Raw genomic sequence first — 12,835 nt, 5'->3', positions numbered from 1 at the left:
CCATGAAAAATACAAAGACCGTATTGATTCTTGCAGCCGTTACAGGAGCTTTGCTTCTGGGCGGCTGCGGCAGTGAAAAAACAAAAACATACGAGCAGGCCGGAAAAGATCTTTCCCAGGGAAGCTACAAGTATGCCCTGGAGGAGTACCAGAGTTCCATCCAGAACGGGGTAAAACTGGCACAGTCCTACCGTGGGGCAGGCATTGCAAGCCTGCGTCTCGGTAAATATGAGGATGCCGTGAATAATTTTACAGAGGCACTGAACTGCGATAATGTAAGCAAAAGCCTCCGCAAAGATATCCTGTCCTACCGTGCTACCGCAGAGCTGAAATGGGGCAAGTATGAGGACGCCATGGCAGACTGCCAGACACTTGGAGAAGATTTTTCCATGGATGCAAGCAGTTATTTCCTCACCGGAAAAGTTGCTCTTGCTATGGATTCCTACGAGGAAGCTGCGTCTAACTTCAAACAGGCTTACGGAGAGGATGCCACCTATGATATGGCGATCCAGATTTATGAGGCATACCTGGATAAAGATATGGAAGCAGACGGAACCAGATATCTGGAGGCTGCTCTTTCTTCTGAGGCCAAGGACGCTCAGGATCACTGTGACAGAGGCCGTGTCTACTACTATATGGAAGACTACACCAATGCAAAAAAAGAGCTCCTGGAAGCATCCAAGAAGGATAATACAGAGGCCCTTCTTCTCATGGGAATGGTATATCTGGCTCAGGACGATGTGGAAAATGCTCAGGCAATGTACAAACAGTATATTTCCGCAGTGGGAGATTCTGCCAAGGGATATAACGGCCTGGCACTGTGTGATATCCGGAACGGGGATTATGATTCCGCTCTTGATAACATTACAAAAGGCCTTCCTACTGCTACCACAGACGAGATGCAGAGTCTTCTGTTCAATGAGATCGTAGCCTATGAGAAGAAACTGGATTTTGCTACCGCACTGACCAAGGCACAGGAATATATTGACATGTTCCCGGAAGATTCCGCCGCAAAAAAAGAGCTGGCTTTTCTGAAAACCAGAACGTCTTCGGAGGGCTGATATGGAATATTTTGAGGAAATACAGGATCGGGTTATTCTGATCGGTGTCCAGGCGAATCTGGGGGACGACATGGAAGAATCCCTGGATGAACTTGGGGAGCTTGCGGCTACAGCCGGCGCGGCTGTTGCTGGCAGGATCATTCAGAACCGTGAGGCAGTACACCCCGGTACCTATATCGGAAAAGGCAAGATCGAGGAGGTAAAAGGCCTTCTCTATGCTTTGAATGCCAATGGCGTGATCTGTGACGATGAGCTTTCTCCTGCACAGATGAACAATCTGGAGCGGGAACTGGAATGCAAAGTCATGGACCGTACATTGTTGATCCTTGATATTTTTGCAAAGCGTGCTGTTACAAGCGAAGGTAAGATCCAGGTAGAGCTTGCACAGCTTCGTTATCGTTCCGCACGTCTTGTGGGACTTCGTTCTTCCCTTTCACGACTTGGAGGAGGAATCGGTACCAGAGGCCCCGGTGAGAAGAAACTGGAGACAGACCGCCGTCTGATCCGAAACCGGATCTCCGCACTGAAGCAGGAACTTTCCCAGGTGGAGAAACACAGGGAGCTGATCCGTTCCAGAAGAGCGGTAGGCAATCTGAAGACTGCGGCTATTGTGGGTTACACCAACGCTGGAAAATCCACGCTTTTGAATACACTGACCGGTGCGTCGGTGCTTTCGGAGGATAAGCTTTTTGCCACGCTGGACCCCACTACACGTCTTTTGACACTGGATGACGGGCAGCAGCTTCTTCTTACGGATACCGTAGGATTTATCCGAAAACTTCCACATAATCTGGTAGAAGCCTTCAAGAGTACCCTGGAAGAAGCCAAATATGCGGACTACATCATTCATGTAGTAGATGCGTCCAATCCCCAGGCGGAGATGCAGATGCATATCGTATATGAGACCCTGAAAGAGCTGGGTGCCCTTGGGAAAAAGACAATCACACTTTTTAACAAGCAGGATCGTGTTTCCGGGGAGAGTCTCCGGGATCTCCGTGCAGATCATACGCTGAAAATTTCCGCACGGACAGGAGAGGGACTTGGAGAATTTAAACAGCTTCTTTCGGAGATTCTTGCAGAAGGCCAGATTTATATGGAGCGGCTTTTTCCATATTCAGAAGCAGGTCAGATCCAGCTGATCCGTGAGTATGGACAGCTTCTTTCGGAAGAATATACAGAAGGCGGAATCGCTGTAAAAGCAAGGGTTCCGCGGGAAATCTATCCGAAAGTCACATAATGTTAAAAAATCTACTCAGTACCATATATAGTACCGTGAACAAAATGGACACTATATATGGTGCTTTTTGTGTTGACGCAAAGAGGTGTGTCTGATACAATAAGCCTACAGCGCTTTGAACATAGATCGTGAAACGGGGTATGTTCATGGGCAGGTAAGTGAGGCGGAACGGGAGTGTCCGCTTTATAAATACATGCATGAGGGAGGCATTTTTCTTATGTTTCAGGTAGTAAAAAGAGACGGTGAATTAGACGAATTTAAGATGGGGAAGATCACCGCGGCAATTGATAAGGCGTTTGATGCCAAGGGCAAGAATTACAGCCCGGATATGATCGATCTTCTGGGACTTCGTGTTACAGCGGATTTTCAGAATAAGATCGAGAACAACCGGATCTCTGTGGAAGATATCCAGGACAGTGTGGAGAACGTACTGATCCAGGCAGGATATTCCGATGTTGCCAAGGCGTATATCCTTTATCGCAAGCAGCGTGAGAAGATCCGCAATATGAAATCTACCATCCTTGACTATAAAGAGATCGTAAACAGCTATGTGAAGGTTGAGGACTGGCGTGTAAAAGAGAACTCAACAGTAACCTATTCCGTAGGAGGACTGATCTTAAGCAACTCCGGAGCAGTTACTGCCAATTACTGGCTGTCGGAGATCTATGACAACGAGATTGCGGAGGCACACAGAAATGCGGATATTCATATCCACGATCTGTCCATGCTGACTGGATACTGTGCAGGATGGTCCCTGAAACAGCTGATCCGTGAGGGTCTTGGCGGAATCGAGGGTAAGATCACTTCCGCACCTGCCAAGCATTTAAGCGTACTCTGCAACCAGATGGTCAATTTCCTGGGAATCATGCAGAACGAGTGGGCAGGCGCACAGGCATTTTCATCTTTTGATACCTACCTGGCTCCTTTTGTAAAGGTAGACAACCTTTCCTATACAGAAGTAAAGAAATGCATTGAGTCTTTTGTATACGGCGTAAATACTCCGAGCCGCTGGGGAACTCAGGCACCATTTTCCAATATCACACTGGACTGGACTGTTCCGGACGACCTTGCAGAACTTCCGGCAATCGTAGGCGGCAAGGACATGGACTTCAAGTACAAAGACTGTAAGAAAGAGATGGATATGGTCAATAAGGCATTTATCGAGACCATGATCGAGGGAGATGCCAACGGACGTGGATTCCAGTATCCGATCCCGACCTATTCCATCACAAAGGAATTTGACTGGTCTGATACCGAGAATAACAGACTTCTCTTTGAGATGACTTCCAAGTACGGTACACCGTATTTTTCCAACTATATTAACAGTGATATGAAACCAAGCGACATCCGCAGCATGTGCTGCCGCCTCCGCCTGGATCTCCGTGAGCTCCGCAAAAAGAGCGGCGGTTTCTTCGGTTCCGGTGAGAGCACAGGTTCTGTAGGTGTTGTAACCATCAATATGCCACGTATCGCATATCTTTCCAGAACACCGAAGGAATTTTATCAGCGTCTGGATCATATGATGGATATCTCCGCGAGATCTCTTCACATCAAAAGAGATGTGATCAGCAGACTTCTGGATGAGGGACTGTATCCGTACACCAAGAGATATCTCGGAAGCTTTGAGAATCATTTTTCCACCATCGGTCTTGTGGGAATGAACGAAGCGGGCTTAAATGCATGTTGGCTGAAAAAAGACATGACAGATCCGGAAACCCAGAAGTTTACGAAAGAAGTTCTGGAGCATATGAGAAACCGTCTTTCCGACTACCAGGAGCAGTATCCGGGAGAGCTTTTCAACCTGGAGGCAACACCGGCAGAGTCCACTGCGTACCGTCTTGCCAAACACGACAGAAGCCGTTATCCGGATATCAAGACAGCAGGAAAAGAGGGCGATACTCCGTATTATACAAACAGCTCTCATCTGCCGGTTGATTATACCGCTGATATTTTTGACGCACTGGATATTCAGGATGATCTGCAGACTCTGTATACATCCGGAACTGTATTCCACGCATTCCTGGGAGAGAAGCTTCCGGACTGGAAGGCAGCAGCGTCTCTGGTACGTAAGATCGCGGAGAATTATCGTCTGCCATATTACACCATTTCTCCGACTTATTCCGTATGTCAGGAGCATGGCTACATCAGCGGCGAGCATTTCACCTGCCCGAAATGTGGAAAGAAGGCCGAGGTTTACAGCCGTATCACCGGATACTACCGTCCGGTACAGAACTGGAACGATGGCAAGACACAGGAGTACAAGAACCGTACCCTCTATGATATTACCCATTCCCAGCTGAAAAAAGTACACACCAGCATGATGACCATGAAAGGTGATGAGGTTGAGATCCAGCCGGTGGCATCTCACAAATATCTCTTCACAACCAGTACTTGTCCGAATTGTCGTATGGCAAAGAAAATGCTGGAAGGCGAAGAACTGGAGATCATCGATGCCGAGCAGAATCCCGAACTTGTCAAGCAGTACGGGATCCGTCAGGCGCCTACACTTGTGATCACTGACGGGGCACAGGTTAAGAAGTATGTGAATGCTTCTAATATACAGAAGTATGTGGATGAAGAACTTGATTGAGTTCTTCCGGGCAACTGCAATTGTTAAATGGATGGCTGGACGCATGTCTGTTGGATGTGCGTTCGGCTTTTTTATATATTATTTTGTTTTTTTATATGGGGGATTTTTGTTTTTTGGAAAGGTGGTTGACATTTTGGGTTGTGATGGTATACTTATATTTGAAATTTAGTGATTAAAAGCGTTACGCTTTAACGTATTAATGTGAATGTATCGCTGTGCTACATCGTGGGGAGATCCGGGAATTGTTTCCCGGCGGAAATATACGAGGGGGAAAGCACTCAGAGTTGCGAAGCCCGTTTTTCCCCCTCGCGCTCCCCCTTTCCGGGCACGCATTTTGAGGCGTACGTTGTGGAATGTGCTACGTTATTGGTAGGGCGATGTACTCCAGGGTGTCGAAGCCGTCAGGCTGAGCCGATGGATGAGGGCGGACGGGAAAGCGGCCCGCGTAGCGGGCCTGTTCCCTGTTTTTTGCTCAAATCGATAAAAATAAACCGCGGGTTATAGCGTAGTGCATTCATCTATATCGGCATAGCCTACAATATCCAACACCGTAAAATCCATCGCCCCGCCAGCAAAGCAACACATTCCACAACGCAGAACAGCGGCGTGGCCGGGAGGGGTGGAGCGCGAGGAGGGGAGTATGGCCTTCGCAACTATGAATGTTTCCCCTCCTCGCAACTGCCGCATGCGAAAATGCTCCCGCCGGAAGGGAATGCGCCGCATGCGAAATGCTCCCGCTGGAAGGCGATATACCTGCCGCATGCGAAATGCTCCCGCCGGAAGGCGATATATCTGTCGCATGCAAAATGCTCCCCTGGAAAGGAAACCCGCCACATGCGAAATGCCCCACCCCGGGAGGGGATTCACTTCCCACAAATTTCATGCTAAAATAAACAAGAAAATAACAAAAGAATAATAAGAAAAGAATAACAAGAAAAGAGGAAAACATTATTATGGTAAAACAGAACATCGTTTTCGTAGAAAACACCCCAGGCAGTCTTCAGAAAGTTACAAAGATTCTTGCAGAGAATCAGATCGACATCTACGGCTTCGGCTGCTTTGACGCACCGGAATTTGCAAACTTCCGTATGGTATGCGACGATCCTGAAAAAGCAGATCAGATCATGGCAGAAAACGGATATATGACCCGTATCACTCAGGCCATCCTGGTGGATCTTCAGGATGAGATCGGCGGCCTGGACAAACTTTTAAGTGTCATGGGCGACAGCAACGTAAACCTTCATTACATCTACACCTTCTTCCACAGAGGCCTGAAAGTTCCGGTAGCGATCATGCACTGTGAGGATCTTCTGGTTGCAGAGAGTGTTCTCCGTAATAATGGCTTCAAGGTTCTGAACCGCCTGGTAGATCCGGATGGAGTGGAAGAAGCGTAAACACAAAAAGGACGAACAGGAATGAAGTATCGCATTTTTATTGTAGAAGATGACGAAACAATCGCGAATCTTCTGAAAAAACATCTCAGTTCCTGGGGATATGAAGTTTTTCTGGCTGAGGATTTTTCCAATGTACTGCAGGAATTTGCGGGGAAAGATCCTCAGCTTGTTCTTCTGGATCTGAAACTTCCCTTTTATAACGGCTTCCACTGGTGCGAGGAAATCCGAAAAGTCTCCCAGGTGCCGGTGATCTTTATCTCCTCCGCAGCCGACAATATGAACATGGTCATGGCCATGAGCCGTGGAGCAGATGATTTTATCGCCAAGCCTTTTGACATGGATGTACTGGTAGCCAAGATTCAGGCAATTCTCCGCAGGACCTATTCCTTTGGAAATCCGGGAAATGTACTGGAACATAAAGGAGCAGTGCTCAACCTTTCCGGGGCTACGCTGACCTGGAACGGGGTGGAGCTGGAACTGACCAGAAATGAACTGCGTATTCTGGAGCTGCTTTTTTCCCAGGCAGGCAGACCGGTATCCAGAGATGCCATTATGACCAAACTGTGGGAAAGTGACAGCTTTGTGGACGACAACACCCTGACTGTAAACATTACACGCCTTCGCAAAAAGCTGGAGGCAGCAGGCCTAGAGGATTTTATTATCACGCGAAAAGGTTTGGGTTACATGGTGTGAGGTTTTTATGGAATTATTACGCGCATATTTGAAACAGACAAAAATTTTTCTCATTGCCTTTGTTTTTGCGGTGGCTGCATCGGCAGCAGTGGTCTGCCTGTACCAGCTTCCCGCTGAGGCAGTGATCTATATGGCAGTTCTGTGGCTTGGAGCAGGAGCTGCCGCTTTTTTATATGGATATGTCCGCTACCGGCAGAAGGTGCAGACACTCTGCCTGGTGGAAAAAGCTCCGGAGATCAATCTGGACCGGCTGAATGAGACCACTGATGAAGTAGAACTTGTTTACCGGGAGATCATCCGGAAACTGGACAGTATGCGGATGGGCGCGGAAACAGACCGGCAGCGTTCCCTGGAGGAGATGACGGATTACTATACCATGTGGGCGCATCAGATTAAGACGCCGATCTTTGCTCTGCGTCTGCTGCTTCAGGAGGAACCGGAGCGGAACCGGGAATCCCTGGCGCAGCTTTTTCGCATTGAACAGTATGTGGAGATGGTTCTCGGGTACCTTCGAACAGAAGACATGTCTGCAGACCTGAAGCTTGCCCGGTGCTCTCTGGATCGGATCATCCGGGAACAGATCCATAAATATGCAGGGATCTTTGTGGCAAAAAAGCTCTCATTGTCCTATGAGGGGACAGATGCGACCGTTCTCACCGATGAAAAATGGCTCGGTTTTGTTATCGGACAGATACTTTCCAATGCGCTGAAATATACAAGAACGGGCGGTATTGAAATCTGGATGGAGGATGAGCGTGGAAAACGGACATCGAATACAGCACCGGCAATCCTTGTCATCGCAGACACCGGCATCGGAATCCAGGCAGAAGACCTTCCACGGATTTTCGAAAAAGGCTACACTGGAGTTAACGGCCGGGAGGACAACCGCGCCACCGGGATCGGCCTGTATTTAAGCCGGAAGATCCTGAAAAAGCTGGGCCATGAGATTACTGTGGATTCCCAGGTGGATAAAGGCACGGAAGTCCGGCTGAGCCTGTGGAAAAAAGAGCTGGATATGTATTGAGATTTTTTTACAGAAGCCAACCTTACACAAATGTAAGCTTCCCCCGCAAAATGTAAGCCACTTCGATGGCAGCCGCCGGAGAATTTTCTTATACTGAAAACATAAAGTAGCGTTCCAAATAATTATTACATTAAGTGCAGTTCTTTAGAACATGAATGATACCATGAATGTACGAATCCCTGGAACGCTGTAAATACAGATAAGAAAGGAATTGGCATATGGCATTACTGGAAGTAACAAATGTAAAAAAGATATACAGCACCCGCTTCGGCGGAAACAAAGTACAGGCACTTTCCAATGTGACTTTTTCAGTGGAAGAGGGAGAATATGTGGCGATCATGGGAGAGTCCGGTTCCGGAAAAACAACGCTTCTGAACATTCTGGCAGCCCTGGATCGCTCAACATCCGGTGAAGTACTTCTGGAAGGAAAAAGCATCACCCACCTGACAGAAAAAGAGATTTCCGCATTTCGTCGGAAAAACTTAGGCTTCGTATTCCAGGATTTTAACCTTCTGGACACCTTCAGTCTCCGGGATAACATCTATCTTCCCCTTGTGCTGGCAGGCGAAGATTATCAGGAGATGGAACAGAAGATCCGCCCCATTGCAAAAGCCCTTCACATTGACCAGCTTCTGGAAAAATTTCCCTACGAGGTTTCCGGCGGACAGAAACAGAGGGCGGCAGTTGCAAGAGCGCTGATCACAGATCCCAGGCTGATCCTTGCGGACGAACCAACCGGAGCGCTGGACTCCCATGCGGCGTCCGATCTTCTTTCCATGTTCAATGAAGTGAATCAGGAAGGCCAGACCATTCTCATGGTAACCCACAGTGCACAGGCAGCCAGCCATGCATCCAGAGTTCTTTTTATCAAGGACGGACAGGTGTTCCACCAGATCTACCGTGGCACAAAAACGAGACAGGAAATGTACCAGATGATCGCAGATACCCTGACGATCCTTACGACAGGCGGTGAGAGCCATGCGTAGAGGACTGTTTGGAAAACTGGCAGTACAGAACATCCGCAACAACCGGAGCACCTACACTCCCTATATGCTTACCTGCATTTTCTGTATTGCCATGATGTATATGATGGAATTTCTGCGGGACTGTCCCACATTGGAGAAAGCAGTGCCCCAGGCATCAGAAGTGCGGCTGATCGTGGGAAGCGGTGAAGTGGTTGTTGGAATTTTCTGTGTCATCTTTCTGATCTACAGCAACAGTTTTCTTATGAAACGAAGACAGAAAGAAATTGGGCTTTACAATATTCTGGGCCTGGAAAAAGGCCATATCGGAAAAGTGATGTTTCTGGAAACGATCATGACGTCTCTGCTTTCTCTGGCCGCAGGTATCGGATTTGGTATTCTTGGAAGCAAGCTTTCCCTGCTTTTGCTTTTCCGTTTTCTTCATGTTCCGGCAGTGTTGGGATTTTATGTTTCCATTACAGGAATCCTGTTTTGTATCGCAGGATTTGGAGGGATTTTTCTTGTGATCCTGGCACTGAATCTTACCAGAGTAAGAATGAATAATCCGGTAGAACTTCTGAAAGGCGGAAACACAGGAGAGAGGGAGCCCCGGGCAAAATGGCTCATGGCACTTCTTGGTGTGATCTGTCTTGGCGTGGGATATTATCTGGCAGTAACCACGGAATCTCCGATCCAGGCGATTTTTATTTTTCTTCTGGCGGTAATTCTGGTCATGGCAGGAACATATCTTCTTTTTACAGCAGGAAGTATTGTGATCCTGAAACTGCTTCGGAAGAACAAAAAGTTCTACTATAAAACCAGCAACTTTATCAGTGTTTCCGGCATGATCTACCGTATGAAACAGAATGCGGCAGGTCTGGCAAGTATCTGTATTTTAAGTACCGGCGTGCTCCTGCTCCTTTCCATGACAGTGTCGTTGTATTTTGGAATGGGGGACATTATGGTGAACCGGTATCCTTTTGATACGGATGCCAGAATCTCCGGTATCAGCCAGGAACAGAGTGAACAGTTTCAGAAGGTTTTTGCACAGGCAATGGAAGATCATCAGGTGCCGGCAGAAAAAACAGTGGCCGAAACGTATCTCGAGATCGGCTGCATGCAGGGAAAAAACGGCATTATGATCGGACAGGCCTACAATTACCCGGAAGATGGGAATTCCGTAGATCTGTATACGATCCGCCAGTCTGAGTATGAGAAACTTACCGGGGAAAAAACAGATCTCCACGACGGTGAGATCTTTGCCTGGTATCCGTCCGAAAAGGAAAAAGATATATTAAAAATTGATGACCGGGATTTTGCAGTAAAGAAATGGCTGGAAAAAGCACCTTTAAGTGCGATGACCAATCTGGTATCCAATATGGCGGCGATTGTTGTGACGGATTCGGACTTTGAGTATATTGACGGACTTCGGACAAAAATGTACGAAGGAGTTGATGCCTACGAGGCGGGAAAAGATCTCACAGTTCATCTGGGTGCAGATATCCGTGGCAGCAATGAGGAAAAGATCCGGTATGGTCAGGCTGTTTATCAGGCGCTGAAAGATTACTGCCGCAGTGGTGGCTTTTCTGAGAATACCATCGTGATCGGTGGTGTCCGCCAGAGTGAGTACGAAACTTATTATGTGGATAACGGAAGTATCCTGTTTATTGGAATCTTTCTGGGAGCACTCTTCCTTATGGGAACGGCGATGATCATTTACTATAAACAGATCTCAGAGGGCTACGAAGATCAGGGAAGGTTCCAGATCATGCAGAAAGTGGGCATGAGCCGCAGAGAAGTAAAAGGTGCCATCCGCAGACAGATCCTTCTGGTATTTTTTATCCCGCTTGTGATGGCGATGGTTCATATTTCCATGGCATTTCCGCTGATCCGCCGGCTCCTGCTGCTGTTTGGAATGGCCAATACAAAACTGTACGTGGGCTGTACGGCAGGAACGGTTCTGGCTTTTGCGCTGGTCTATGGACTGATCTACTCCATGACAGCAAGATCCTACTATAAAATCGTAGAAAAAGCATAAAATCAGGGAAAAAGCACAGGTGTGTTTGCTGCGAAGTATTGAAGTTTTGATATGGCAATGCTACAATGAAAGAGCGTGTCAGGAAGCGGAAAAAGTTTCCAGACACGCTCTTATTTACGTGTGCAACCGGGTTCATGACAGGATGGGATCAGGCCGTAAACGCGGATGATCTTATGTTGTGCCTGGCTAACATACATACAATGGAGGAAATCGATGAAAAGAGAAAGTTTCAGAAAAGGTATGAAGGATGGCGTGCCCATTGGACTGGGATATTTTGCGGTGTCGTTCACCTTTGGCATGATGGCCGTTGCCGGAGGCTTAAGTATCTGGCAGGCAGTCCTGATCTCACTGACCAACCTGACATCCGCCGGTCAGTTTGCGGGACTGGACATTATTTTTGCGGGAGGTTCCATGTGGGAGATGGCAATGACTCAGCTGATCATCAATTTGAGATATTGCCTGATGTCTTTTTCTCTGTCCCAGAAATTCCGGCGTGAGGAGTCTGGTATCCTGAAATACATCGCTGCCTTTGGTATCACGGATGAGATATTCGGGATCAGTGCGGCCCAGGAGGGAAAAGTCAGCGTATTTTATAATTATGGAGCCATGTGCGTGGCGATCCCCGGATGGACTCTGGGAACTCTGGTAGGAGGTATCTCCGGTAGTCTTCTTCCGGATTTTATGCTCAGTGCCTTAAGCGTTGCCATTTACGGAATGTTCCTGGCCATCATCATCCCGCCGTCCAAAAAGAGCAGACCGGTTTTTGGAGTGGTTGTAGCATCCATGGCAGTCAGCACCATTTTCGCGGTGACACCGGTGTTAAAACAGGTATCATCCGGATTTATGATCATTATCACAACACTTCTGGTAGCAGGCCTGGCAGCTTATTTCTGCCCGGTGGAAGAGAAGGAGGAAGCTCATGAGCCATAATGTATATCTCTATATCCTGGTGATGGCAGCAGTCACCTATCTCATCCGTATGCTGCCCCTTGCTCTTGCAAAAAACGAGATCAAAAGCCCGTTTATCAAGTCCTTTCTGTACTACGTGCCATACGCCTGTCTTGCAGCCATGACCTTCCCGGCCATCCTGAAAGCCACAGACAGCCTCATCTCCGGCGCCGCGGGATTCTTCGTAGCGCTTATTGCGGCATATAAGGAAAAGAGCCTGATCACAGTAGCCCTGTTGGCGTGTGCGGCGGTGTTTATTGTGGAGCGGGTTCTGGTATTTATCTGAATGTCTAATTTAACCTATTGTGCTACTTCAAATAGATTACGTGAAAACCTGTAAAACCGCAAAGAATCCCTACAGATATTAAAAAATAAAATTTTTAGAATATCAATTTTTTGATTTTTCCAAGTTCACAGGTTTCACCGAAAATACTATTCAATGCAATACAGAGATTGTATGCCAGTACTTTATTAACCAGACGGGTACATAACCCCTGAAAGCTTTTGGCTAACACTCTTTCTGCATTTAACTGACCACTCAATTGAGAGAATACGGTTTCTACCCGCCTTCTCAGTTTGAATATTAACTGACGTACGGATTTTGGCCAGTTTTCCTTACTGTTGGACGTTTCAGAGCAAAAAGACAGATATTTTTTTCCTGCATTTCCTGTTTCATGTTTTTTCCAACATAGCCTTTATCCGATAAAATTGTAACATTAGACCAATGGTCTGCCAGATCACGTAATCCTTCACGATCATCTGTAGATGTCGGTGTGATCTCAAATGATGCAATGTATCCTTCTAATGTAATTAATGCATGTACTTTATATCCATAATAGGTTTCTTTTTTGGAAGGACATTTTCCATAATCAGCACCATGGCCACGAA

At 47.3% G+C, this 12,835-nt stretch carries 10 protein-coding genes and 1 pseudogene; 10 read left to right on the top strand and 1 reads right to left on the bottom strand.

Annotated elements, in window-relative coordinates; all coding sequences use genetic code 11:
• Positions 1-2: 2 nt before the first annotated feature.
• The 10 genes from KQI39_RS15135 to KQI39_RS15090 all read left to right on the top strand — a co-directional run bounded on the left by KQI39_RS15135 (position 3) and on the right by KQI39_RS15090 (position 12,233).
• Entirely contained in the window at positions 3-1,061 is a 1,059-nt protein-coding gene (locus KQI39_RS15135; protein WP_195635022.1) for a tetratricopeptide repeat protein, read from the top strand.
• Position 1,062: 1 nt separating this feature from the next.
• A complete protein-coding gene (gene hflX / locus KQI39_RS15130; RefSeq protein WP_173763077.1) occupies positions 1,063-2,298 on the top strand; it encodes a GTPase HflX in 1,236 nt (411 codons plus the stop codon).
• 217 nt (positions 2,299-2,515) lie between these two features.
• Positions 2,516-4,888: a ribonucleoside triphosphate reductase gene (locus tag KQI39_RS15125; RefSeq protein WP_148445176.1), complete on the top strand. Its 2,373-nt coding sequence runs from the start codon at positions 2,516-2,518 to the stop codon at positions 4,886-4,888.
• Between the two features lie 953 nt (positions 4,889-5,841).
• Complete coding sequence (locus tag KQI39_RS15120; RefSeq protein ID WP_173763078.1) at positions 5,842-6,282, top strand: amino acid-binding protein; 441 nt, start codon at positions 5,842-5,844, stop codon at positions 6,280-6,282.
• 21 nt (positions 6,283-6,303) lie between these two features.
• Positions 6,304-6,975, top strand: coding sequence for a response regulator transcription factor (locus KQI39_RS15115; protein WP_216419361.1), 672 nt, complete (start codon positions 6,304-6,306; stop codon positions 6,973-6,975).
• Between the two features lie 7 nt (positions 6,976-6,982).
• Positions 6,983-7,999 carry a sensor histidine kinase gene (locus KQI39_RS15110; RefSeq protein WP_216419359.1) on the top strand — a complete coding sequence of 339 codons (1,017 nt, stop codon included), beginning with the start codon at positions 6,983-6,985 and terminating at the stop codon, positions 7,997-7,999.
• Between the two features lie 218 nt (positions 8,000-8,217).
• Positions 8,218-8,985 carry an ABC transporter ATP-binding protein gene (locus KQI39_RS15105; protein ID WP_216419357.1) on the top strand — a complete coding sequence of 256 codons (768 nt, stop codon included), beginning with the start codon at positions 8,218-8,220 and terminating at the stop codon, positions 8,983-8,985.
• Entirely contained in the window at positions 8,978-10,999 is a 2,022-nt protein-coding gene (locus KQI39_RS15100) for an ABC transporter permease (protein WP_216419355.1), read from the top strand. Before KQI39_RS15105 ends, KQI39_RS15100 begins: the two co-directional genes overlap by 8 nt.
• 213 nt (positions 11,000-11,212) lie before the next feature.
• The gene (locus KQI39_RS15095; RefSeq protein ID WP_216419353.1) at positions 11,213-11,929 is read left to right on the top strand and encodes an AzlC family ABC transporter permease; all 717 of its coding nucleotides are present in this window, start codon (positions 11,213-11,215) and stop codon (positions 11,927-11,929) included.
• A complete protein-coding gene (locus KQI39_RS15090; protein WP_148448484.1) occupies positions 11,919-12,233 on the top strand; it encodes an AzlD domain-containing protein in 315 nt (104 codons plus the stop codon). Before KQI39_RS15095 ends, KQI39_RS15090 begins: the two co-directional genes overlap by 11 nt.
• Positions 12,234-12,327: 94 nt before the next feature.
• Here KQI39_RS15090 and KQI39_RS15085 read toward each other — a convergent pair.
• A pseudogene (locus KQI39_RS15085) lies at positions 12,328-12,835 on the bottom strand (IS982-like element ISRmsp1 family transposase); the annotation flags it as partial.

The organism is Blautia sp. MSJ-36, from assembly GCF_018917985.1.
Classification (GTDB): Bacteria; Bacillota; Clostridia; order Lachnospirales; family Lachnospiraceae; genus Blautia_A.
This window is presented reverse-complemented; position numbering and strand designations above follow the sequence as displayed.

Bases quoted from the DNA above. Each gene is read 5' to 3' on its own strand.
- KQI39_RS15135 (WP_195635022.1), top strand. From the start codon at position 3: ATGAAAAATACAAAGACCGTATTGATTCTTGCAGCCGTTACAGGAGCT.
- hflX (WP_173763077.1), top strand. From the start codon at position 1,063: ATGGAATATTTTGAGGAAATACAGGATCGGGTTATTCTGATCGGTGTC.
- KQI39_RS15125 (WP_148445176.1), top strand. From the start codon at position 2,516: ATGTTTCAGGTAGTAAAAAGAGACGGTGAATTAGACGAATTTAAGATG.
- KQI39_RS15120 (WP_173763078.1), top strand. From the start codon at position 5,842: ATGGTAAAACAGAACATCGTTTTCGTAGAAAACACCCCAGGCAGTCTT.
- KQI39_RS15115 (WP_216419361.1), top strand. From the start codon at position 6,304: ATGAAGTATCGCATTTTTATTGTAGAAGATGACGAAACAATCGCGAAT.
- KQI39_RS15110 (WP_216419359.1), top strand. From the start codon at position 6,983: ATGGAATTATTACGCGCATATTTGAAACAGACAAAAATTTTTCTCATT.
- KQI39_RS15105 (WP_216419357.1), top strand. From the start codon at position 8,218: ATGGCATTACTGGAAGTAACAAATGTAAAAAAGATATACAGCACCCGC.
- KQI39_RS15100 (WP_216419355.1), top strand. From the start codon at position 8,978: ATGCGTAGAGGACTGTTTGGAAAACTGGCAGTACAGAACATCCGCAAC.
- KQI39_RS15095 (WP_216419353.1), top strand. From the start codon at position 11,213: ATGAAAAGAGAAAGTTTCAGAAAAGGTATGAAGGATGGCGTGCCCATT.
- KQI39_RS15090 (WP_148448484.1), top strand. From the start codon at position 11,919: ATGAGCCATAATGTATATCTCTATATCCTGGTGATGGCAGCAGTCACC.